Source organism: Neisseria sp., from assembly GCF_041804105.1.
Lineage (GTDB): Bacteria > Pseudomonadota > Gammaproteobacteria > Burkholderiales > Neisseriaceae > Neisseria.
The window spans coordinates 35,976-57,728 of record NZ_JBHCJY010000025.1 but is presented as its reverse complement, the minus strand read 5'-3'; the positions used below and the strand labels follow the sequence as shown (position 1 = coordinate 57,728).

20 protein-coding genes, 2 tRNA genes and 2 pseudogenes are annotated in these 21,753 nt (G+C 55.0%); 4 read left to right on the top strand and 20 right to left on the bottom strand.

Annotation, left to right across the window (positions count from 1 at the left end; all coding sequences use genetic code 11):
• Positions 1 to 110 precede the first annotated feature (110 nt).
• The 14 genes and pseudogenes from murF to mraZ form a co-directional block, all read right to left on the bottom strand.
• Positions 111 to 929 (bottom strand): annotated as a pseudogene (gene murF, locus ACEYDX_RS02870) (UDP-N-acetylmuramoyl-tripeptide--D-alanyl-D-alanine ligase); the annotation flags it as partial.
• A 137-nt stretch (positions 930 to 1,066) separates the two neighbouring features.
• The gene (locus ACEYDX_RS02865) at positions 1,067 to 1,660 is read right to left on the bottom strand and encodes a hypothetical protein (RefSeq protein ID WP_373740530.1); all 594 of its coding nucleotides are present in this window, start codon (positions 1,658 to 1,660) and stop codon (positions 1,067 to 1,069) included.
• A 102-nt stretch (positions 1,661 to 1,762) separates the two neighbouring features.
• On the bottom strand, positions 1,763 to 2,149 hold the full coding sequence (locus ACEYDX_RS02860; RefSeq protein WP_373740529.1) for a nuclear transport factor 2 family protein: 387 nt from the start codon (positions 2,147 to 2,149) through the stop codon (positions 1,763 to 1,765).
• Between the two features lie 220 nt (positions 2,150 to 2,369).
• Positions 2,370 to 2,891, bottom strand: a complete 522-nt coding sequence (locus tag ACEYDX_RS02855; protein ID WP_373740528.1) for a M23 family metallopeptidase — start codon at positions 2,889 to 2,891, stop codon at positions 2,370 to 2,372.
• Between the two features lie 120 nt (positions 2,892 to 3,011).
• Positions 3,012 to 3,389 carry a hypothetical protein gene (locus tag ACEYDX_RS02850; RefSeq protein ID WP_373740527.1) on the bottom strand — a complete coding sequence of 126 codons (378 nt, stop codon included), beginning with the start codon at positions 3,387 to 3,389 and terminating at the stop codon, positions 3,012 to 3,014.
• A 64-nt stretch (positions 3,390 to 3,453) separates the two neighbouring features.
• Positions 3,454 to 4,626 carry a PstS family phosphate ABC transporter substrate-binding protein gene (locus ACEYDX_RS02845; RefSeq protein ID WP_373740526.1) on the bottom strand — a complete coding sequence of 391 codons (1,173 nt, stop codon included), beginning with the start codon at positions 4,624 to 4,626 and terminating at the stop codon, positions 3,454 to 3,456.
• Between the two features lie 63 nt (positions 4,627 to 4,689).
• Entirely contained in the window at positions 4,690 to 5,574 is an 885-nt protein-coding gene (locus tag ACEYDX_RS02840) for a peptidase (RefSeq protein ID WP_373740525.1), read from the bottom strand.
• 122 nt (positions 5,575 to 5,696) lie between these two features.
• Complete coding sequence (locus ACEYDX_RS02835) at positions 5,697 to 6,707, bottom strand: hypothetical protein (protein WP_373740524.1); 1,011 nt, start codon at positions 6,705 to 6,707, stop codon at positions 5,697 to 5,699.
• Positions 6,708 to 6,901: 194 nt separating this feature from the next.
• Entirely contained in the window at positions 6,902 to 7,210 is a 309-nt protein-coding gene (locus tag ACEYDX_RS02830; RefSeq protein ID WP_373740523.1) for a DUF2834 domain-containing protein, read from the bottom strand.
• A 280-nt stretch (positions 7,211 to 7,490) separates the two neighbouring features.
• Positions 7,491 to 8,987: a UDP-N-acetylmuramoyl-L-alanyl-D-glutamate--2,6-diaminopimelate ligase gene (locus ACEYDX_RS02825; RefSeq protein ID WP_373740522.1), complete on the bottom strand. Its 1,497-nt coding sequence runs from the start codon at positions 8,985 to 8,987 to the stop codon at positions 7,491 to 7,493.
• A 401-nt stretch (positions 8,988 to 9,388) separates the two neighbouring features.
• Positions 9,389 to 11,149: a peptidoglycan D,D-transpeptidase FtsI family protein gene (locus ACEYDX_RS02820; RefSeq protein ID WP_373740521.1), complete on the bottom strand. Its 1,761-nt coding sequence runs from the start codon at positions 11,147 to 11,149 to the stop codon at positions 9,389 to 9,391.
• 102 nt (positions 11,150 to 11,251) lie between these two features.
• On the bottom strand, positions 11,252 to 11,518 hold the full coding sequence (gene ftsL, locus ACEYDX_RS02815) for a cell division protein FtsL (protein WP_373740520.1): 267 nt from the start codon (positions 11,516 to 11,518) through the stop codon (positions 11,252 to 11,254).
• A 42-nt stretch (positions 11,519 to 11,560) separates the two neighbouring features.
• Positions 11,561 to 12,520 (bottom strand): 16S rRNA (cytosine(1402)-N(4))-methyltransferase RsmH, encoded by a 960-nt coding sequence (gene rsmH, locus ACEYDX_RS02810; RefSeq protein WP_373740519.1) that lies wholly within the window; start codon positions 12,518 to 12,520, stop codon positions 11,561 to 11,563.
• Positions 12,517 to 12,972, bottom strand: a complete 456-nt coding sequence (mraZ, locus tag ACEYDX_RS02805) for a division/cell wall cluster transcriptional repressor MraZ (RefSeq protein WP_373740518.1) — start codon at positions 12,970 to 12,972, stop codon at positions 12,517 to 12,519. Before mraZ ends, rsmH begins: the two co-directional genes overlap by 4 nt.
• Positions 12,973 to 13,334: 362 nt before the next feature.
• Here mraZ and ACEYDX_RS02800 point away from each other — a divergent pair, with 362 nt between their 5' ends.
• The 3 genes from ACEYDX_RS02800 to ACEYDX_RS02790 all read left to right on the top strand — a co-directional run bounded on the left by ACEYDX_RS02800 (position 13,335) and on the right by ACEYDX_RS02790 (position 14,789).
• Positions 13,335 to 14,486: a class I SAM-dependent methyltransferase gene (locus ACEYDX_RS02800; RefSeq protein WP_373740517.1), complete on the top strand. Its 1,152-nt coding sequence runs from the start codon at positions 13,335 to 13,337 to the stop codon at positions 14,484 to 14,486.
• Between the two features lie 144 nt (positions 14,487 to 14,630).
• Positions 14,631 to 14,707, top strand: a tRNA-Met gene (locus tag ACEYDX_RS02795).
• 6 nt (positions 14,708 to 14,713) lie between these two features.
• Positions 14,714 to 14,789, top strand: a tRNA-Ala gene (locus ACEYDX_RS02790).
• A gap of 389 nt (positions 14,790 to 15,178) precedes the next feature.
• Here the strand turns inward: ACEYDX_RS02790 and ACEYDX_RS02785 are convergent.
• The 6 genes and pseudogenes from ACEYDX_RS02785 to ACEYDX_RS02760 all read right to left on the bottom strand — a co-directional run bounded on the left by ACEYDX_RS02785 (position 15,179) and on the right by ACEYDX_RS02760 (position 20,552).
• Complete coding sequence (locus ACEYDX_RS02785; protein WP_373740516.1) at positions 15,179 to 15,775, bottom strand: hypothetical protein; 597 nt, start codon at positions 15,773 to 15,775, stop codon at positions 15,179 to 15,181.
• A gap of 101 nt (positions 15,776 to 15,876) precedes the next feature.
• Entirely contained in the window at positions 15,877 to 17,319 is a 1,443-nt protein-coding gene (gene tldD, locus ACEYDX_RS02780) for a metalloprotease TldD (RefSeq protein WP_373740515.1), read from the bottom strand.
• Positions 17,320 to 18,050: 731 nt separating this feature from the next.
• Complete coding sequence (locus ACEYDX_RS02775) at positions 18,051 to 18,692, bottom strand: hypothetical protein (RefSeq protein ID WP_373740514.1); 642 nt, start codon at positions 18,690 to 18,692, stop codon at positions 18,051 to 18,053.
• 229 nt (positions 18,693 to 18,921) lie between these two features.
• Positions 18,922 to 19,518, bottom strand: a pseudogene (locus ACEYDX_RS02770) (BON domain-containing protein); the annotation flags it as partial.
• 86 nt (positions 19,519 to 19,604) lie between these two features.
• On the bottom strand, positions 19,605 to 20,198 hold the full coding sequence (locus ACEYDX_RS02765) for a phosphoheptose isomerase (RefSeq protein WP_373740513.1): 594 nt from the start codon (positions 20,196 to 20,198) through the stop codon (positions 19,605 to 19,607).
• Positions 20,199 to 20,204: 6 nt separating this feature from the next.
• A complete protein-coding gene (locus ACEYDX_RS02760) occupies positions 20,205 to 20,552 on the bottom strand; it encodes a YraN family protein (RefSeq protein ID WP_373740512.1) in 348 nt (115 codons plus the stop codon).
• Between the two features lie 168 nt (positions 20,553 to 20,720).
• On the opposite strand from ACEYDX_RS02760, the gene rsmI reads away from it, so the two are divergent.
• On the top strand, positions 20,721 to 21,602 hold the full coding sequence (gene rsmI, locus ACEYDX_RS02755; protein ID WP_373740511.1) for a 16S rRNA (cytidine(1402)-2'-O)-methyltransferase: 882 nt from the start codon (positions 20,721 to 20,723) through the stop codon (positions 21,600 to 21,602).
• Positions 21,603 to 21,753 lie beyond the last annotated feature (151 nt).

Genomic DNA, 21,753 nt, shown 5'->3' with positions numbered 1-21,753 from the left:
CCTGTGCCGCCGCCGCGCTCGCCCTGGCCGCGGGCCTGAATTTGCAGGAAATTTCAGACGGCCTGTCCGAATTCGCCAACATCAAAGGCCGACTGAACGTTAAACGCGGCATCAAAGGCGCACGAGAGCGGTTGCAGCACGATATTTTCGGCGTGCACGCCGCCGCTGTCCGCGCCGAAGGTCTGCACGGTCAACCCCGTTTGCGGCAAACCGTTGCAGGCCGTCTGAAAAACGGCCAGATTGGCGTCTTCGGCAGGCAGGATGGCCGTACCGCCCTGCTTAAGTCCTTGATAAATTTCGCTTTTGGCTTTGGCGATGTCGGCGGTACCGTCGAAACCGCAGCCGACGTGCGCGCGTTGGGCGTTGTTGACCAGCGCGGCGTCGGGCTTGGCGATGCGGGTGAGCGCAGCCAGTTCGCCGAAGTGGTTCATGCCCATTTCAATCACGGCGTAGCGGTGGTTTCCGTTTAATTTCAACAGGGTAAGCGGCAGGCCGATGTGGTTGTTGAAATTGCCCGCGGTGGCCAGCACGGCATCTTCGCCGAACTTGCGGCGCAAAATGCCGGCCAGCATTTCTTTCACGGTGGTTTTGCCGCTGGAGCCGGTGATGCCGAACACGAACGGATCGGTTTCGCCGCGCCACGCCGCCGCCAGCGTTTGCAGGGCTTCGAGCGTGTCGGCCACTTTCAGCGCACGCGGCAGCGCGGCGCAGTCGTCGCGCGACACCACCGCCGCCAGCGCGCCTTTTTCGAGCACGTCGGCGACAAAGTCATGCGCGTCGAACCGCTCGCCCGAAAGCGCGAAAAACACGTCGCCCGCGCGGATGTCGCGGCTGTCGGTTACGATGCGTTTGATTTCGGCAGCGCCGTTTTCAGACGGCACGGAAAGGTTCAGGGCTTGGCAAAGGAAGGATAGGGTCAGGGTTTTCATGGGTTCTTTCGGTATGGGGTTTTCAGACAGGCATTGTAGCTGTGTGTGGGGGGGGGGGCAACACGCTGTTTTTTATGCTTTCTCAAACGCTCTCAACATGGTGGGTTGACACCCACCCTACGAACTGCCCTCGCTGTTCAAAGCAGCGTGGCAATGTTTTTCCGGTTCAGGTGGTTGACGAGTTCAACCAGATTTTCGGCAACGACTTCGTTTTTAACTTTCTCAATACGCGGTTCGGCAGAAAATACTTCTCCTGTTTTGTACTTTTCCGTGCGGATTTCGGTTTCGTAAAACACACGGTTTTGACGGATGAACTGGTAACGCACCGTAACACTCGCCCTGCTCCACAAAAAACCGTCGTCGGCGTAAAACTCGCGGAACGTGGCACGAAGCGTGATGGCAGGATTTCGGGGCTGTACATCAAAAACAGGAATCTCGGAAAATGTATCCTGCATGGCGTACACCAGCCCATCCACCATTTCCGCATACGGCGGCGCATCGACATAGCGTCCGCTGTTGACCAGCGGAATGTGGACCAACACGCCGCGGCCGCCCTTGCTTTCCACATCCACGCGCAACGTATCCAGCCGCAGCGCGGTTGGCTGCGTGACCTGTACCGTTGTTTTATCGCCAATCCGGTAATTGATATTTGAATATTCTACGCATGATGCCATCAGCAGAACCGCAGGCAGCAAACCGTAGCCGCAGCGGAATTTCACAGGAGTTCTCATGAGGTTCTTTCGAGGCTGCCGCGCAGGGCGGGTATGAACCCGCCGTTTCAGACGGCATCAGGAATGGCGGGTTCACACCCGCCCTACAACTGTTTCGGCTTTTCAGACGGCCTTTCCTTTCACCACCGCGTGTTCGCGGAACACGCGCCAGCGGCCTGCTTCGCGCCGCAGCATCAGGGTGAACACGACGGTTTGTTCGCCCGCGCCCAAATCCATGCGGCGGGTGGCGAGCACATAGCCGGTGCCGCCCTGTTCCTGCGCGTAGTTGAAGGTAACGGCGGTATTGAGCGGCGCGGCGCCGCTGTCGCGCAGGTTGCGGAAAAAGGCCATGTTTTGCGCATAATCGAACGCGGCGGTTTCGCCGTTTTCCTGAAGGATGACAATCTGCAAATCGTCGGCGTAGCACTCGGCCAGTTCGTCCAGACGGTAGTGGCAGCCGGCGTTTATCAGAGTTTCGACGGCGCTGGTCAGTTCGGTGTTAACGGTCATCTCGGTTTCCTTTCTTTAGGGGTTTTTGCCGTATTTTTTCAGACAGGCATTGTTGCCCGTAGGGTGGGCGTGAACCCACCGTTGTTATGCTTTCTCAAACTTTCCCAACATGGTGGGTTGACACCCACCCTACGCTTTTCAGACGGCCTTAGTTTTTATGCTTGCTCAATATGGCGGGTTGACACCCGCCCTGCAAACCGTTTCGGCTTTTCAGACGGCCTCAGCGTTCCTGATTGATCAGGGGATAGGGATTGACCGCGCCGCCGTTGGTGAAATAGATGCCGTAGTGCAGGTGCGGCGGGGTTTTTTTGGCGTTGCCGGTGTCGCCGACGTAGCCGATGACTTCGCCTGCCTTCACTTTTTCATGCAGTTTCGCACCGGCGAATTTTTTCAGGTGGGCGTAGTAGTGCCATGCGCCGGGGCCTTGGACGCCGATGACTTTGCCGCCGAGTTTGTTGGTGCCGCGTTTGGTAACGATGCCGTCGGTGGTGCTGCGGATGGGGGTGCCGGATTTGGCGAAGATGTCGACGCCTTCGTGCCGGCGGCCGCCGCTGCGGGCGGCGCCCCATGTGTCGTCGAATTTGTGGCCTTTCACGGGGTTCATCAGACTCTGCATTTCGGGGGCGGGTTCGGCGCGCAGGGCGTTGATTTCGGCGGTGGGGCGCGGCAGGGTTTTGCTGGTGCAGCCCCACAGGGCGGCCAGTGCAGCGGTGAGTACGAATGCTTTTACAGCTCGGTTCATCTTTGGTCCTTTCTTGAAACGGGTGTGCGGTTGCGTGTTGTTTTTCAGACGGCCTTAACGGGGCGTTTTATCTGAAACGGCTTGCTCTGGCTCATGCCTTTCTCCATCCTCGGTCAATCATCATTCATCCATACCGTATAAAAGGTAACGGTCATAATCTGTGATTTCTTTGAGATACGCCCGGTTTGCCCGGGACAGCTCGAATTCCGGAAAGGTTGCGACCAAACCGGACAGATAGGCATAACGGGGATGCCTGCGGTAGGAGAAACCGTCTCCGCCAAACCGGCCTTGGCAGAAATCGAAAGCCAGCTTTAATTCCCGACTCGTTCTTTTTTCCGGGATTTCATCCAGACAGCCGAGTCGGCCCTTATCTGTATTTTCGATCATTGCCCGCATCGTATTGCCCAAAACGAAAAGCCAATCTTCCTGCTTCTCCAACTGCTTGGGCCGCGGTTTCAACTGCGCTTTCAGCGACAGATAGTGTTGCTCGGCAGACATCGGCCTCCTCATTTCATGTGTTTTCAGACAGGCATTCGGTTCTGCCGCCGTTTTTCAGACGGCCTCAGCCGTCGATGGCGACATAGCCTGTTTTGTTGATCAGCTCCCTGCCCTGCGGCGATTTTATCCATTCGATAAACTGCTTCACGGCAGGCGTTTCGTTGCCGGCGGTAACCGCATAAAATTCTTTGGCGTAGGGATAACTGTTGTTGGCGATGTTTTCGCGCGTCGGCGCGATACCGTTGATGTTCAACAGCTTGATTTGGTTGTTGTTCAGCATGGTTTGGGTGTAGTAGCGGAAGGAAAAGCCCAAGGCGTTTTCGTAATTGCGGTAGTCGGCCACGCCTTTGACGATGCCGCCCATGTTTTGCATGCGGTCTTCATACGGCGGCTCCATCAGCGGCGTGCCGCCCATGATTTTTTGCAGCGCGGTTTGGCTGCCGGAATTTTCGTTGCGCTGGAAGGCGCGGATGGCTTGGTCCGGCCCGCCCACTTCGCGCCAGTTTTTCAGACGGCCCGAATAGATGCCCACCACCTGCTCGGTGCTCAGGTTGCCGACGGGGTTTTGTTTGTTGACGAAAAACACAAACGCTTCTTTGCCGATGGGCGTGAGCTTGAACGTTTTGCCTGCGGCGGCAGCGGCTTTGACCTGCGCATCGGAAGGTTCGGCCACAAAAATGATGTCGGTTTCGCCCTTAATCAGACGCTCGTAGGCATCGGGCGTGTTGGTCATGGCCACCATACCTTCATTGCGCCATCCATATTCCCAAGAATTTTCGGGCGCAGGCGGCGGATAAACCGCCTGCACAAACGCGGCATAGAGCGGATACAGCGCCACCGCGCCGTCCAAACGCGGCCGCCGGTCGGCAGGGATTTGCAGCGCGGCGGGCGCGTCCAGCTTTGCCAGCCGGTTGTTCTCAGCAAACGGCTCGTATTCGTCCAAATCGACATCCGCCGTCATCTGCGGCACCTTATGCGCCTGTTCCATCTGCCAAGCGTGATAACCGAAATGCCCGCCGCCCAACAGCACAGCCAACGCCATCACGATGCCCGTCTGCTTTTTAAAGCGCGTAAACAGACACAACTGCAACGCAATCAGAAACACAATCAGGCAAGGCAGCGCCACTTCGGGACGGCCGCTGAGCACGATGAACAGCATGCCCCAAAAGCCGACAAAAGCCAGCGCGGCGGCGGAAAGCACAAACAGGAGGATTTTCGTTAAAGAAATGGATTTCATCTCGGGTTTCCGTAATAAAGACAGGTGGGTTTTCAGACGGCCTTGGGGTTTTCAGACAGGCATTCAGCTGCCGAGTTTGCCGTAACGCTGGTAATCGGAAAAACGGAACACGGCCACGGTTTTGCCGTTTTGCCGATAGGGGTAGAACAGCTCGTAGTTGCCGTTTTCCGATTCGAAACGGATTTCACCGCTGTGGGTGCGGAACGTGTTTTGCAGGTATTCGCGCTCCGACAGGTCGGCGGCGAACAGGTGGTCGGCTTTTTCCACCGTGGCGGCGGTTTTGCCGTCGGGCAGGCGGTACACCAGCGCGTCGTTTTCCGCCGCAACGGCCACCTCCGCGTTTTCCGCACCGGCTTTTTCGCGCACGGCGGCCAGCGGGGTAAAGTCAAACGTGCTGCCGAACCCCATAAACACGGGGGTTTGGTCTATCCGGTCGGGCACGATAAGGGTAACGTCGCGAAAGGCACTGTCCTGGTTTTCCAAAAGTTTCAGACGGCCTGCCAGCCCGCTCAGATAAGCATCGTCGAAACGGTAGGCCGCCAGCGCCTGCACCTGTTTCGGATAATCGCGCACCAGTTTTTCGGCTGACTGCACCAAAAGCCGTTCTTTTTGGCGCACGGTCAGGTAATTGCCGCCGAACATCAGCACGGCCAGCAACGGAAACACGGCCAGAAACAGCCACACCGCTTTTCTGCCGCCCGCCACCGCCGCCTCCTGCCCGCGCTCGGCGATGCGGGTCAGGTTCAGCATGATGTTGAGCATCAGCGCGCCGCCCATCAGCGCAATGATGCCCATGATGCTCAGGCCGAAGGTTTCGGTAATGTGTTCGCGGAACACCTTCAGCCCGAACACCTGAATCAGGATAAAGGCGAATACCCAGTAAACGAGCAAAACGATGGATACGATGCCGATGACGTTGCAGGCTTTGACGAGTTTTTTCGGGGTCATGTTTTGTCCTTCGGTTTTTTCAGACAGGCATTCGGTTTTGCCGTAGGGCGGGTGTAAACCCGCCGTTTTTACGTTTTCTCAAAATGGCGGGTTCACACCCGCCCTACTGTTTTCAGACGGCCTTACATGACCGTGCGGATATGCTTCATCAGCGTTTTCGGGGTAACGAACGTGATGCCGTACATGCTGTCCAAGGCTGCGGCCTGCGATTCTTCCAAATCGGCGGCCAAAATCACGAAACGGTTGTCGGGCAGATTCAGGCGTTTTTTCAGGCGGACGCATTTTTCGATGTCGCGCCTGAACTCGCCCGATTTGCATTCGACCACAATCGGCTGTCCGCCCATAGGCATGAAGACGACGTCCAGTTCGTGCAAATCTTCGTTGGCAAACCGTACTTTCACGCCGCGGGCGCATGAAAAGGCGTAGCTTTTACCGCGCTGTTTGGCTTCCGCCAGCATTTTTCCCAAGGCGAACCATTCGAGCCAGCCGCCGCTGAAGAAGTGTTTGATGGCTGTGGCGTTTTGCAGGCTCAGGCGCACGATTTTTTCCTGTTTTTGGTAGATGTATTTGGAAAACAGGGTATGGCTGTAAAACTGGCGGCACATATTGTTCAGAAGCTGTGCATCCTGCTGCGACATTTTGTCCAAATTCAGGTTCAGGCCGGTATGGTTGTTGCGGTATGCCCAGCCGATGCGGCCTAAAATGTCTTTGGTGATGTGGAACTTGCCGCCGAGTTCCGCCGCCGCTTCGTCGAAATAGCCGCTCATGTCGACGGCAGAAAAGTCGAAATCAGGCGAAATATTCTGTTTGGCAAACCATTGTTTCAACGGTTCGTGCTGTTCCGCCGTCGCCAATACGTCGGTGGCCGACAGGTTTACGCCGACCAGCGGATTATTCTGCTCCTGTCCGGCAGATTCCGTTTGTGCCGTATCGGACACAGCTGGCGTTTCCTGCTCTTTCAGGGCCTGCAATTCGCGGTACACGGCAAAATACCGCTCCAGCAGTTTCTGTACGAAAAACAGTGTGTCATAAACCTTTACCGCCGTTCCGCATTTTGCGCAGGCTATATCGGCCATGCCCTGATGGTGGGGGTGTTCGGCCAAATGGCCGCATTTGCATCGATAGATACCCATAACGTTTTCCTTTTTTATCAAGAGATTAGTGTTTTAACCTGTTTCAGACAGGCATTCGGTTTTTGCCATAGCCGCGTAGGGTGGGTGTCAACCCGCCGTTTTTATGCTTGCCCAACATGGTGGGTTTACACCCACCCTACGCTTTTCAAGGATTGACACCCGCCCTACTGTTTTTTCAGACAGCCTGCCGTGCACTAATTTGGTTTCCGGTATTCGCGCATCAGCAGAAACAGGGATAGGGCCAGCGAAACGCCGACGCACAATCCCAGCAGCGACATCCAGCCGTAACGCATCTTCAGCCGCCTGCTTTCGCAAACAACAAAAGCAGCCAGTGCGCCCGCCGATACCAAAACATCAAGCCATGCAAAGGCGGACAGGCGGTCGGCGGCGATCTGCTGCACCAACAGCGGGACATTCGGGCCGTTGTCGGCAAGCCACGGGACAAACTGGCTCAAGGGCAATAATGTGCCGAGTATGCAGAGCAGCAGATACAGGGTTTTCATGGTTCGCTTCCTGTTTTTTTCAGACAGGCATTCTGTTTCCGCCGTAGGCCGTCTGAAAAACGGTTCGATGTTCCGATAAGGTTTTTTCCGCGTTACAAATTGCGGGGCGGGCATTGGCCGTTTTCAAACAGTCATTCGGCTTCGCCGTAGGACGGGTGTCAACCCGCCGTTTTTTCAGACGGCATTCATTCGGCCCGGCAGGTTGATTCGGGCCGTCTGAAAACAAGCCGCTTGGCGGGTTGACACCCGCCCTACTTGGTTCAGGCCGTCTGAAAACGGCTCAGCGTTCGGCCAATGCCTCTTCCGCCGCTTCGAAATCGGAAAAGTGCTGTTTCACGCCTTGGATGTCTTGGTAGGTTTCGTGGCCTTTGCCGGCAATCAGGATGATGTCGGACGCGGCGGCACGGGAGACGGCGTAGGCGATGGCGGCGCGGCGGTCAGGGTTGACGTGTTCGGGACGGGGAACGGCGGGGAGGATGTCGTTGATGATTTCCTGCGGGTCTTCCATGCGCGGGTTGTCGCTGGTTACGACGGTGTTGTCGGCGCCCTGCGCGGCGGCGGCACCCATCAGGGGGCGTTTGCCTTTGTCGCGGTTGCCGCCGCAGCCGAATACGCACCAGAGTTTTGCGCCTTGGGGTTTGATTTCCTGCAGGGTGGCGAGGGCTTTTTCGAGGGCGTCGGGGGTGTGGGCGTAGTCGATGACGACGAGGGGTTTGCCGCTGTTCATGATGCAGTCCATGCGGCCGGTGGCGGGGCGGATTTGTGCCAATGCTGCCAATACTTTATCGAGCGGGTAGCCGTTGGCGCAGAGCAGGCCGACGCAGGCGGCGAGGTTTTGGGCGTTGAAGCGGCCGAGCAGGCGGGTGGTGCATTGGCCGCTGCCCCACGGGGTGTCGAGGGAAACGGTCATGCCGTCTGAAGATGCGGCGAAGCGGGTGATGCGGATGTCGGCGCGTTCGGTGAAGCCGTAGCCGTACACGGCGGTTGCGGGGCGGTCTTGTTTCAGACGGCCTGTGAGTTCTGCGCCGTATGCGTCGTCGGTGTTGATGACGGCGTGTTTGAGGCCGCGCCAGTAGAAGAGACGGGCTTTGGTTTCGCCGTATTCTTCCATGCTGCCGTGGTAGTCGAGGTGGTCGCGGGTGAGGTTGGTGAAAATGCCTGTCTGAAACGGTACGCCGTTGACGCGGAATTGGGCGAGGCCGTGGCTGGAAACTTCCATGGCGACGGCGGTTGCGCCCTGCTGTTTGAAGCCGTGCAGCAGAGTTTGCAGCGACACGGGGTCGGGCGTGGTGTGGGTGGCTTCCTGCAGGCTGCCCCAAAAGCCGTTGCCGACGGTGCCGACCACGGCGCAGCTTTGCGGGCGGCCTTCGAGTATGTCGACGGCCTGGGCAAGCCACTGGGTGACGGAGGTTTTGCCGTTGGTGCCGGTTACGCCCCAGATGCTGAGGCCGTCTGAATGCCTGTCTGAAATGTTGCCGTACACCTGCGCGGCGAGGATGCCGGCGCGGGTTTTGAGGTCGCGGATGCCTTGGTTGGGCACGTTCCATTCCGGGTTCCAGGCGAATGTGCCGTCGTCGTCCCAAAATACGAACGCTGCGCCGTTGGCAATCGCGGCGGGGATAAAACCGCGCCCGTCGGTATATTCGCCCTGGCAGGCGATGAAGATGTCGCCGGGCTGGATTTTCCGGCTGTCCGAATGCAACAACCGCCCCGCTGCGTTTTCGCACAGCAGGGGCGGCAGGTTGGATTCGGTAATGGGGGCAAGCTCGCTGAACATGGTGTCCTCGGTAGATTAAGATGGTTGTGCGGAATGGACGGCAAATGATTCGGAAATCGGATTTTATATAACATCCTATTCTCGAAAGACATTTTCCCGAAATAGTGCGACAGCTAAAAAAAATGATACGGCGACTTCCCGATTGCCGTCATTTCCACGCAAATGGCAACTCTATTGGTTGCGATCAAATTGAATGCCGTCTGAATTCGGAATGACAGTCGGAGTACACCGTTTTAAAGTTTATTCTCCATACTGCAAAGGGTTTGGGCAGCCGTCTGCATTCAAAAAAGAAAAGCCTGACTCCATTTCAGAATCAGGCGTTTGCTTGCAAATGACGGTTTATCCGTTTCAGACGGCCTTACTCGGGATGCCGTCTGAAAATCCGTACTGTGCCGACGCCCTTATCGGGAAGCCAGCGTATGGATAACGGGTACGGACGACTCTACCAAGGGCTTGGTAGGGGATACGCCCAATGTGTTCAGGCTGCCGCTCATGATTTTTTTGAACACGGGGCCGGCAACCACACCGCCGTAGTAACCGTTGCGTGTCGGCTCGTCAACCGTAACGGCCACAATTACGCGGGGTTTTTCGGCAGGGGCGAAACCGATAAAGGTGGCAACGTGTTTGTTGTCCACATAACGGCCGTTAACCAGTTTGCGGGCAGTACCTGTTTTGGCGGCAACATCGAAGCCGTCAACCGCACCTGCCGTACCCGTACCGCCGGGTTCGGTTACGGAAACCATGATTTTACGCACGGCTTGGGCGGTTTCGGGTTTGATAATCTGCTTGCCTTGCGGGGCAATGGCCTGTTTTTCAAAGCTCACGGGCAACAGTTTGCCGTCGCTGGTAATCATGGTGTAGGCACGCGCCAGTTGCAGCAGGCTCAATTGCAGGCCGTAACCGAACGACATGGTTGCCTGTTCGATGGGCTGCCAGTTCTGCCATTTGCGCAACAAACCGGCACTTTCGCCGGGGAAGCCCGAGTGCATGCGCACGCCTACGCCCAACTCGTGATAGAAATTGTACATTTCTTCCGGCGTAAACATGGCCGACAGGCGGCTGGTACCGACGTTGGACGATTTCTGCATGATGCCGCGGATGTCCAATGCGGGATACACATGGGTGTCGCGCACGGTGGCCGGGCCGATTTTGTACGGGCTGGTGTTCAGTCGGGTGCTGACATTGACTTTACCCGAATCCAACGCTTTGGCGATGGTAAACGGTTTCATGGCCGAACCCGGCTCAATCATGTCGGTTACCGCGCGGTTGCGGCGCTGGTCGCTGCTGGCTCCGCCCGGCTGGTTCGGGTCGTAGGCAGGGCTGTTGACCAAAGCGAGAATTTCGCCGGTTTGGGCATCCAGCACCAATGCAGTACCTGCTTTGGCCTGATGATGGTCGATGGCGCGGTTCAGCTCGTCGTAAGCAAGGGTTTGAATACGCTGGTCAAGCGACAAAACAATATCATGGCCGTTTTTCGGATCACGGTTTCGCGGCGAATCAAGGCTGTCCACAATATTGCCTTTATTGTCGCGCAATACCACTTTCGCACCGTTTTCCCCGCGCAGATTGTCTTCCTGAGCCAGTTCCAAACCTTCCTGGCCTTTGCCGTCAATATTGGTAAAGCCGATAACGTGGGCAAACAGGTTACCCATCGGATAGTGGCGCTTCAATTCTTTCTGGAACGCCAAACCTTTGATACCGAGCGACATGACCGCATCGGCGGTTTCTTTGCTCATTTGGCGTTTCAAATAAATGAAATCGCGGTCTTTTTTCTCCAAACGGGCACGGATTTCGCCGACAGGCATACCGATAAGCTGCGAAAGTTTGGCCAACTGGTCTTCAGACGGCATCACATCCATACCGGAAGGTACGGCGTAAAGCGATTCGGTAGGCGCACTCAAAGCCAATGTGGCACCGTTGCGGTCGGTAATCGTGCCGCGCGAAGCAGGCAGCGGCAACGTACGCACAAAACGCTGGTCGCCCTGGCTTTTCAGAAAATCGTGTTCGCTGGTTTGCAGATAAAGCCCCCGTGCCAGCAAACCGGTAAATGCAGCTCCCAGCATCATCAGCACCACGCTGATGCGCGCATTAGTAGATGCGGGTTTTTTGACTTTAGTCTGCCGCGGCAGCATCTGGGGTTTATATTCGTTTTTAATCAACATCTTAATCTCTTAGAATTTTCAATTCCGTTTGTCAATCGGGCTTCCTGATGCTTGTTATGTAACAACTGTTATTGTTCAGGCGCACTGTTGCGGGTACGGACGTTATTTGATACTGCGCTCAACCATAAAAGTATCGCCTGCACTCGGCGGCTGTAGGCTCTGCTTCTCTGCCGCCACTTTAATCAGCTTATGGTTGGCCAACCTTGCCTGCTCCAGCTTCAGGCGGGCGAAATCCTGCTCCAGGCGGATTTCCTGCTTTTGCGCCTTATCCAGCGCGATAAAATACTGTTTGGACTGATTCTGCACGTTCACAACGGCCAAGCCGCTGCCCAATACGGCAATCAGTAAAATCACATTCAGCCTGTTCATTGCTTTTTTCAGACGGCCTAAACCGTTCCTTGAATCATTTCTTTATATTTGTTTTTCAAACACGCCGCCCGTACGTTCCGCAACCCTCAATACTGCCGAGCGTGCTCTAGGATTGGCGGCGGTTTCCTCTTGTGTCGGCTTCAGAGCCTTGCCTACCGCTTTTAACGGCGGTTCGGGCAAATCTGCTTCTTTTACAGCAGCCCATCTCGGCAACTGCGGGTACTGCGAATACTGGCGAATAAACTGCTTCACAATCCTGTCTTCCAGAGAGTGAAAAGCAATCACTGCCAACCTGCCGCCTGTTTTCAGACGGCCTGCCGCCTGCGGCAGCATTTCCTCTATCTCTTCAAGCTCACGGTTGATGAAGATGCGAACGGCTTGGAACGTCCGCGTCGCCGGATCTTGTCCGCGTTCGCGAGTACGGACGCTTTGCGCCGCAATCTGCGCCAACTTGCGGGTTGTATCGATGGGCGCCGTACCGCGCTGCTCAACAATCGCACGCGCAATCTGGCGGCTAAACCGCTCTTCACCATAATTCCTGATTACCTCGTGTAATTCCTGCTCGGATGCTTCCGCAATCCATTGCGCCGCCGGCATACCGCGCGTCGTATCCATCCGCATATCCAAAGGCGCGTCAAAACGGAAACTGAATCCGCGCTCCGCCTCATCTATCTGCGGCGACGAAATGCCCAAATCGAACAATGCACCGTCTATCTTTCCAACGCCCAAAACATCCAAGGCCGTCTGAAAAGTAGCAAAACCGTCATGCACCACGCTTACCCGTTCATCTCGGGCCGCCAATTCGTTTGCAACAGCCACGGCTTGTGGATCTTTATCGAAAACCACCAAACGGCCATTACTGCCCAACCTTGACAAAATCAGGCGGGAGTGCCCTCCCCTACCGAAGGTTCCGTCCACATAGATGCCGTCTGAACGGATATTCAGCGCATCGACGGCTTCATGGAGCAACACGGTAACGTGTTTCAGCGCACCCTCACTCACAACTGCAAATCCGTCTGGCTCAATTCGGCAGACAATTCGTCCGGGTCAATATCGAGTGCCTGGTTGATTTCAGACTCCCAATGCTCCCGACCCCAAAGTTCCAAACGGTTGGCGCGACCGACAATGGTAACGTCCTTATCGAAATCCACGCGCTTGCGCAGATTGGCCGGCAACAGGATACGGCCAGAACCGTCCAACTCCAAGACATCGGCATTATGCAGCAATAAGTTCTGATAACGCTGCAATACCGGATTACCGGCCGTTTTCAACGACAAAAGCTGCTGGGAAACCCGTTCCCATTCCACTTCGGGGTACATCAGCATCCGCTGGCGCGAATCCAAAGTAACCACCAGCGCAGGCGTAAAGCGGCGCAGCAAAAGATCACGGAATTTGGCAGGAACCGCCAACCGCCCTTTGCTGTCGATGCTTAATTCATGAACGCCGCCGAACACGCCGATGCACTCCGTTTTACGAAAAATCTGTCCAATCCGGCAAAACAGGGAAAGAAAACCACTTCACCCCACTTTGCCCCACTTGCCGACACTATAAAAAAAATCGCCTTTGCGGTCAAATGAACAGCATAAAACGGACGCCCGACTATCTTAAAAAAATACCTTTAAATACAATATTTTATTAACCCAATCTTCAACCCCGCCGACATAACAAGGTTCTTTCCGGCAAAAAATCTACAATATCTAGTATTATATGATAAATCCAAACACTATATATAGTAATTTCACAGGCAATTTAGCCTATTCTCATTTCAAGTTATAATAAACCCGCAATAAAGAATTTTTTACATTATTTAACCCAAATGAAACAACAACTTCCCCAGCCGTCCGACGAAGCCAAAGTTGCAAGCCGGCAGCTTGTCGCCCTGATTCAAGAAGAAATCCGGCAAAACGACGGCCGTATTCCGTTCAGCCGCTTCATGGAAATGGCACTTTACACACCAGCCCTCGGCTATTACAGCGGCGGCAGCAGCAAAATCGGTGCAGAAGGCGATTTTGTTACAGCACCCACACTGACACCGCTATTTGCCTGTACATTGGCCGTCCAACTGGCCGAACTGCTGCCGCAAAGCGCAGGCAATATCTATGAATTCGGAGCAGGCACAGGCGAGTTGGCATCCGGTTTGCTCAACAGTCTTTCAGACGGCTTCAACCGTTACTTCATTATCGAAATCTCTCCTGAACTTGCAGAACGCCAACGGCATTACATACAGGCCAATGTGCCGTCTGAAATGTCCGCAAAAGTAGAATGGCTTACCGCCCTGCCCGAACGCTTCGACGGCATTATCATCGGCAATGAAGTATTGGATGCCATGCCTTGCGAGATTATCAAACGCGAGCACAACCGTTTCTGGCAGTTATATGTAGGCATGGAAAACAATCAATTTACCGCCCTGCCCTATCCGCTCGAACATCCCGATTTATTGGAAACCGCCGCAGAATATTTTCCAGACACCTCCCCCTACACCAGCGAACTGCATCCCGCACAACACGCTTTTGTCCGAACGCTCGCCCAACGGCTTGAACGCGGAGCCATGCTGTTTATCGACTACGGTTTCGACGCTGCCCAGTATTACCACCCCCAACGCAGCGAAGGCACATTCATCGGCCACTACCGCCACCACACGGTTCACGACCCTTTCTTCCATGTCGGTCTGACCGACCTGACCGCCCATGTCAACTTTACCGACATTGCCGTCGCCGCCACCGAAGCAGGCTTGGATTTAATCGGCTATACCGCCCAAGCCCATTTCCTGCTCAATCTCGGCATTACTTCTTTGCTCGAAACCGTCGCCCCTGCCGACCATCCGGCCTACATCAAAGAAGCCGCAGCAGTTCAAAAACTGCTTGCACCACACGAAATGGGCGAACTTTTCAAAGTCATTGCCTTCGGCCGCAGCATCGATACAGACTGGCAGGGTTTCGCTTACGGCGACATCTGCCACAAACTTTGAAACCCTTATGCAAACCAAGGCCGTCTGAAAACTTTTCAGACGGCCTGTTCATTATTTTATTTTTAAAATCAACAACCAATATTTTCAACCGAAAAACAGGTTGCCAATTTTGCAAAAAAAACTATAATAGCGTCTTCTTTCAGCGGCGAATTAGCTCAGTCGGTTAGAGCAGAGGAATCATAATCCTTGTGTCCGGGGTTCGAGTCCCTGATTCGCCACCACCACTTGGGGGTATAGCTCAGTTGGTAGAGCGCTTGCATGGCATGCAAGAGGTCAGCGGTTCGATCCCGCTTACCTCCACCAAAACATCAAAAGCCTGTTTCTTTGAAACAGGCTTTTTTACTGACATTACGCTCGACACTTTCGCCAATACGGCTATCCAATATTAGGGCAAACGTACTTCTGCATGCCCAACTTTCAAACCACATATTTTCTAAAAAACAAGAGCATTCTCCGTCAATCTTACATCAAAGCGCGGAATAGCCCTTTGTTTTCCCGAAATATCTGTCATTGCAGTAACGAATGGATTCAAGGCCGTCTGAAAATTCAGACGGCCTTTATCAAACCCCGTCTATAAAAAGGCAGTGCTATACGGAATTTCTCGAATGGCAGATTAACCGCATCGTCACTGCTCAATGATAAAAATGCCGTCTGAAAAACAATTTTTCAGACGGCATTTTTATATAGCAGGATTATTTACGGCAACTGACCGCTTCATTCAAAGGAATATTGGTTAAACCACCTTGCGGCGAAACTTCGTAAACCGCGACACCGCAAGCTCTCCCGTCAACACCGATGACTTCATAATCCTTCCCGGCTTGAGGCACGAAAGAGCCTTTTTTGGATTGGCAAGAGCCTTCCCGCATGATGGTGATGTGAGTCGGCGTTTCATTGACATTTGTCAGACCGACATAGAACGTCTGTACATTGGCCGTTTTTCCTGCCGGAATCGCAAATTCACGGAAAAAGGCGCGCGATAAAATGCCGTTTCTCTCGCCGAGCTGTTTGCTGTTTTCGGTTGGCGCAATGCCGATGGATTGGCTTTTCACCGTCCCCGTCAGCGAGCCGAACGCTTCGCCCAATGATCCGCCGGTTGAAAATTTCCGACCTTTCTGACCTGCATTGCAATCGATGCCTGCCTCAACGGTCGACGGTTTTTGATTCTGGCCGTAAATGCGGATACGGGCTTGGGTGTTCGGATTATAGTCGGCCGCTTTTTGCACCACCGGCGCGGGGGACGAACAGGCTGCAGTGAGAAATGCGGCGGATAAAGCCCATAGTTTTTTCATTTCAATCTCCTTTTTGGGTTGTCATACCCATTTATTATAAGCTTGAAAATCACAAAAGAGTTAAAGTGCCTTTAAATCTGCTCACATAGCCATAACCGGAATCAAACCTCACTGCCGCCAACCGTCAGTCCCGCATCAATCCGCATGGTCGGCTGCCCGACACCTACCGGCACGCTTTGGCCATCTTTACCGCAAACGCCGATACCCGTATCAAGTGCCGTGTCATTGCCAATCATCGAAACGTGTTTCAAGACCTCCGGGCCGTTACCGATGATGGTTGCGCCTTTGACCGGATATTGCAGTTTGCCGTTTTCCACCCACCATGCTTCGGAAGCAGAAAATACGAATTTACCGCTGGTAATATCAACTTGGCCGCCGCCGAAATTAACCGCATAAATGCCCTTGTCGATGGATTCGATGATTTCCTGTGCATCGTATCCGCCGTTTTCCATAAAAGTATTGGTCATACGCGGCATGGGAACGGCGGCATAGCTTTCACGGCGGCCGTTACCGGTGGGTTTGACACCCATCAGGCGGGCATTGGTTTCGTCCTGCATATAGCCGACCAAAATGCCGTCTTCTATCAGCATCGTGCGTCCTGTTTCATTACCTTCGTCGTCGATATTGAGCGAACCTCGGCGGTTTGCGATGTCGCCCTGATCGACAACGGTAACACCTTTCGCCGCAACACGTTCGCCGATACAGCCTGAAAACGCACTGGTTTTTTTACGGTTGAAATCGCCTTCCAAACCATGCCCCACCGCTTCGTGCAACAATACGCCCGGCCAACCGCTGCCGAGCACCACGGTCATTTCTCCGGCGGGTGCTGGGCGTGATTCGAGATTGACCAATGCCTGCTTGACTGCAGTATCGACAAATCCGTGTACCAGATGTTCGTCGAAATAAGCCAAATCATAACGGCCGCCGCCGCCCGCGCCGCCCTGCTCGCGCCGTTCTCCCTGTTTGGCAATCACGGTAACAGACAGGCGCACCATCGGGCGGATGTCCGCAGCATGCCTGCCGTCCAAACGGGCGATGTAAACCAAATCATAAACACAGGTCAGCCCCGCCATCACTTGGACAATGCGCGGATCGGCAGCTTTGGCAAGCCGTTCGACCTTATTCAGCAACGCCACTTTTGCCGCCGAATCCAAACTGGCCATCGGATTGGCATCTGTATGCACTTTTTTGCCGTACACAGGCGAGGGCACGCGGACACCCGCTTCTCCTCCCGCCGCACCGATGGCACGAACGGCCCGCGCGGAACGGTTGACGGACTCTATATTCAGGCTGTCGGCATAGGCAAATGCCGTCTTTTCCCCCGCAACCGCACGCACCCCCACACCCTGTTCAATCTGGAAACTGCCAGATTTCACCATACCCTCTTCCAAATGCCAGCTTTCATACGTGCTGCGCTGGCAATAAATATCGGCATAATCCACTCCGGCCGCACCGATAATGCCGAGGCTTTTCGCCAGCATTTCAGGCGACAGATGATTGGCGGTAAGCAGGTCGCTCACAACGTTTTGATGGGTTTGCAGCATAAATTTCAGACGGCCTTAATAAAATGGGACGGAATAATCGTATTGCAGACGGCGGATTATACGGGATTTACCGTTGCACGGTGGCACCGATTGCTTTGCTTTATCACTGCTTTTGTTATCCACTGACTAAACGGGTAGCAACAATTTGATTTTTTATTTTTAAATTTCATCATGTTATAAAAACCAAGAAAATTTCTCCACTTATGCTGTTGATAATAATTTGTATTTATGTATAATCAAAACCACTCGGCAGCCGTCCTGCCCGAGTCCATTAAACACTGCATTTATTCCCTTTCTAATTACCCCTACGACGGAGTTGCATATACGAGAAATTGTTCCCTTTATATCAGATACTCAAAACCGAAACACCGAACCCGCTGCTGAAACAGCGGGTTCGGTGTTTTTCAGACGGCCTGTCGGTTTGTCCAAATTCAGGACAGCAAACCGTTACAAGGTTGCCGAAACATCAAAGGCGGGTTATGGCGGATACGGACGGCAATCTCTCTAATATCATCATTCCTGTCAAGGCGATCCATATCCGGTTCCAAATTTGCCCGGCGTACCAATCTTTCCTTGTCTGCCGCAGGTTGATAGTTGTGCGGACATTCCGCCAGATACGCTCCGCTTATAGTCACTCGCCATCGCAATCCGCAACGGGCCCCACACAAAATCCAGGCCATCTGAAAAACATCACGGCCGGGCATAAAACCCGGCCGTTATGTTTTCCAACCTTAAAACAGGTTGTCCATATTTTCCCGACTTTCACGAGACTGCTGCGGTTTGGACTCTTGACGGGATTCCGGCTCTGCCTGACGGCGCGGTTTGGGTTCCGGTTGGGACTCCTGTTCAGCCTGACGGCGCGGTTCCGGCTGGCGTGTGCGCGTTTCCTGCTCAACGGGTTCAACGGGACTTTCTTCCCGTTCCGCTTCATCACTGCCGCTGTTGCGACGACGTTCGGGTTCACGGCGCTCGCCGCTCTGCTGGCGCGCGCGGCGCTGACGGTTTTCCGATTGGACATTGGAAAGTGCGGCCGCGGCTGCACCGGTTGTCGCGGCGGCGGTATTGCCGCTTTCGACCGAAGCCTGGGATGCGGCCAAGCCGCCTTCCTGTTTGGGTTGGGTCAGGCCGGTATTGTCGGGGTTGATGACGATGTTGCCGTGCGAACCTGCGCCGCGCGGCTGCCAGACTTCGACGCGGTCTTCGGTTTTCTGCTGTTGCGGCGAAGAAGCCGCGGCCGGCTGTTCGGAACCGATGGTATTGAAGACGCTGACAATCAGACCGGCAACGGTAATGAAGCCGAGCACGAGCACGGCAATCACGAGATGTTTGGGCTTGAGTTTGAAGCCGTTTTTTTTATCGGGAAGGTTTGACATAAAGTTTTACTGTTGGATGGTGGCAGATCAAATGGTTGCGTATGATGCCGTCTGAAAACCGGTTTTCAGACGGCCCGCAAAGATTTTATTGTTGGACGGCCTGTGCAGGCTGGGCCGGCGGCTGCGGTGTCTGAACCGGCTGCGGCTGCTGAACACCGGCACTGGGCGGCTGGTAAGGCGGGTAAACCGGTTCGGGCTGAGCGTTCTGTACGCTCTGTGCAGCGACACCGTAGTCTTCATACAGGGTAACGACTTTCTGCACGCCTGCGGTGGTGCTGACGCGCCGGGTTACGGTTTCCTGCTCTTCCGGCGTCAAAACGCCCATGATGTAGGTGGTGCGCTCGTAGGTAACGATTTTCACGCGGGCGGCAATGCCGTCGCGCAGGCCGAGCAGCGAGGTGCGGACTTTGGAAGTGCTCCATGTGTCGGAACCGATTTCGCGGTAGGTGCGCATCGGCGTGGCCACGGTGATGTGGTTGTAAACGTTTTTTACCGGCTGCTGGGCGCGGGCGGTCTGCTCCACAAACAGGCGGTCTTCTTCAGAAGTTACTTGGCCGAGCAGCAAAACGTTGCGGTTGTAGCTGACCACGGCGAGTTTGGGCAAATAATCTCCACGGTTGCGTTTTTGGCGCAGTTGCTGGAGTGCGGTGTTTTTGATGCGCATCTCCATGATTTCGTCGTCGGCCTGCGTGCCGGTGGTACGGCGGTCGGCGGCGGCTTTGCCGCCTATGGCCGCACCGCCGATCAGGGCGGCGGCACAACCGCCGAGCGATGCGGCAATCAGGGCGGCGGCAAGGACGGTTTTCGTCTGTTTGATGATGTCCATCGGTTTCCTTCTTTCTTTTTTATCTGTTTGAAACGGTTTTTCAGACGGCCTGATGCCGTCTGAAAAAGTCATGCACTGTCTGAAGTTTACATCCCTTCAAACAGTGTCGAATCGATACAGTCGCACACGGCGTGAATCAGCAGGATGTGGTTTTCCTGAATTCGCGCGGTACGCGGGTGGGGTACGTTGAGCAGAACGTCGCTGTCTTTGAGCATGGCGGCGATTTTGCCGCCGTCGCGACCTGTAAGGGCGACAACGTGCATGTCCCGTTCGTGGGCGGCTTTGATGGCTTCGATAACGTTGCCCGAGTTGCCCGAAGTGGAAATGCCCACCAAAACGTCGCCCGCCCGCCCGAGTGCGCGCACCTGTTTGCTGAAGATGTGGTCGAAACCGTAGTCGTTGCCGATGGCGGTGAGCGCGGAAGTGTCGGTGGTCAGGGCGACGGCGGCCAGTTCCATGCGTTCTTTTTCAAAACGGCCGGTCAGTTCGGCGGCGAAATGCTGCGCATCGGCAGCCGAACCACCGTTGCCGCAAATCAGCAGTTTGCCGTCGTTCATCAGGCACTGCATCATCAATTCGGCCGCCTGCGCCGTCGGTTCGGCCAGCACTTCGGCAGCCTGCTGTTTGGCGGCGATGCTCTCGGCAAAGTGCGCGGCCACGCGTTCTTGTAATGTCGTCATTTGCAATCAACCTGTGATGTTCTGCACCCACACGGGTGTGTCGTTTCCTTGAATCAGCACCGCGTCGAGACGGCACGGCGCGTTGTTCAAACCGTTTTGCTGAAGATAGTATTCCACACTTCTCTGCAGCTTCGACAGTTTGGACGGCGTGATGCTGTGGGCCGCACCGCCGAAGCTGCTGTTCCGGCGGTATTTTACTTCAACAAACAGAATCATGCCGCCGTTTTTAACAATCAAATCGATTTCCCCGAACGGGCAATGCCAGTTGCGGGCAACGGCTTTGCAGCCGTGCTTTTGCAGGAAGGCCAGCGCAGCGTCTTCGCCGGCCGCACCCTGTTTGTGGTTTAAGCGCATTTCGTTTTCCCTTTTATCTTTTATATTGTGCAGACAGATTGCCTTCCGCTTTTTCAGACGGCCTGCATGTGATGCCGTCTGAAAACAGCGCGGATGCCTTCATCACCATTTCGGCAGCCGATTTGCCTTACAATACGGCTTTTCCATATTTCAGACGGCCTGTCCACCATGTTCCAAAAACACCTGCAAAAAGCTGCCGACAGCATTTTACCGCAAACATTATATGTGGTTGCCACGCCCATCGGCAATTTGGCCGACATCACCCTGCGCGCGCTGGCGGTATTGCAGAAAGCCGACATCGTCTGCGCCGAAGACACGCGGGTAACGGCGCAGCTGCTCAGCGCCTACGGCATCCAAACCAAGCTCGTCAGCGTGCGCGAACACAACGAACGGCAGATGGCCGACAAAGTGGTGCAGTATCTTTCAGACGGCCTGATTGTGGCGCAGGTGTCCGACGCGGGCACACCCGCCGTGTGCGATCCCGGCGCGAAACTGGCGGCGGCGGTGCGCGAGGCGGGGTTCAAAACCGTACCCGTGGTCGGCGCGAGCGCGGTGATGGGTGCGTTGAGCGTGGCGGGCGTGAACGACCCGTCGTTCCACTTCCACGGTTTCCTGCCCCCGAAAACGGGCGAACGGCAGAAACTGTTCGCACAATGGGCTGCAGCGGATTATCCGGTGGTCATGTTCGAAACGCCGCACCGCATCGAAGCCGCCCTGTCCGACATGGCCGCCGTTTTCCCCGAACGCCGTCTGATGCTGGCGCGCGAAATCAGCAAAACCTTTGAAACCTTTCTCAGCGGCACGGTGGTGGAAATTCAGACGGCCTTGGCGGAAGACGGCAACCAGTCGCGCGGCGAGATGGTGCTGGTGCTGCATCCCGCCGTCAAAGAAAAAAGCGAAACCCTGCCCGAATCCGCGCAAAACGTGATGAAAATCCTGTCTGCGGAACTGCCCACCAAACAGGCGGCGGAACTGGCGGCAAAGATTACGGGCGAAGGGAAAAAAGCCTTATACGATTTGGCTTTGGCATGGAAAAACGGCGGCGGTTAGTATCCGGTGTTTTTGAAGAAAGGCCGTCTGAAAACCATTTTTTCAGACGGCCTTTGGGTTTACGGCGGCAATCGGCCAATCCGTACCGCACACCCACGGCCTAAGTCTGGATTAAAGGCTCAGAAGTTTTAAGGCCGGAGTCCCGCCTGCG

Coding starts and splice junctions, on each gene's coding strand:
- ACEYDX_RS02785 (WP_373740516.1), bottom strand. CDS start 15,775: ATGAAAAAACTATGGGCTTTATCCGCCGCATTTCTCACTGCAGCCTGT.
- ACEYDX_RS02775 (WP_373740514.1), bottom strand. CDS start 18,692: ATGTCAAACCTTCCCGATAAAAAAAACGGCTTCAAACTCAAGCCCAAA.
- ACEYDX_RS02855 (WP_373740528.1), bottom strand. CDS start 2,891: ATGAACCGAGCTGTAAAAGCATTCGTACTCACCGCTGCACTGGCCGCC.
- ACEYDX_RS02835 (WP_373740524.1), bottom strand. CDS start 6,707: ATGGGTATCTATCGATGCAAATGCGGCCATTTGGCCGAACACCCCCAC.
- ACEYDX_RS02860 (WP_373740529.1), bottom strand. CDS start 2,149: ATGACCGTTAACACCGAACTGACCAGCGCCGTCGAAACTCTGATAAAC.
- ACEYDX_RS02765 (WP_373740513.1), bottom strand. CDS start 20,198: ATGACGACATTACAAGAACGCGTGGCCGCGCACTTTGCCGAGAGCATC.
- ACEYDX_RS02845 (WP_373740526.1), bottom strand. CDS start 4,626: ATGAAATCCATTTCTTTAACGAAAATCCTCCTGTTTGTGCTTTCCGCC.
- ftsL (WP_373740520.1), bottom strand. CDS start 11,518: ATGAACAGGCTGAATGTGATTTTACTGATTGCCGTATTGGGCAGCGGC.
- ACEYDX_RS02840 (WP_373740525.1), bottom strand. CDS start 5,574: ATGACCCCGAAAAAACTCGTCAAAGCCTGCAACGTCATCGGCATCGTA.
- rsmI (WP_373740511.1), top strand. CDS start 20,721: ATGTTCCAAAAACACCTGCAAAAAGCTGCCGACAGCATTTTACCGCAA.
- ACEYDX_RS02760 (WP_373740512.1), bottom strand. CDS start 20,552: ATGCGCTTAAACCACAAACAGGGTGCGGCCGGCGAAGACGCTGCGCTG.
- ACEYDX_RS02825 (WP_373740522.1), bottom strand. CDS start 8,987: ATGTTCAGCGAGCTTGCCCCCATTACCGAATCCAACCTGCCGCCCCTG.
- ACEYDX_RS02830 (WP_373740523.1), bottom strand. CDS start 7,210: ATGAAAACCCTGTATCTGCTGCTCTGCATACTCGGCACATTATTGCCC.
- tldD (WP_373740515.1), bottom strand. CDS start 17,319: ATGCTGCAAACCCATCAAAACGTTGTGAGCGACCTGCTTACCGCCAAT.
- ACEYDX_RS02865 (WP_373740530.1), bottom strand. CDS start 1,660: ATGAGAACTCCTGTGAAATTCCGCTGCGGCTACGGTTTGCTGCCTGCG.
- ACEYDX_RS02800 (WP_373740517.1), top strand. CDS start 13,335: ATGAAACAACAACTTCCCCAGCCGTCCGACGAAGCCAAAGTTGCAAGC.
- ACEYDX_RS02820 (WP_373740521.1), bottom strand. CDS start 11,149: ATGTTGATTAAAAACGAATATAAACCCCAGATGCTGCCGCGGCAGACT.
- ACEYDX_RS02850 (WP_373740527.1), bottom strand. CDS start 3,389: ATGTCTGCCGAGCAACACTATCTGTCGCTGAAAGCGCAGTTGAAACCG.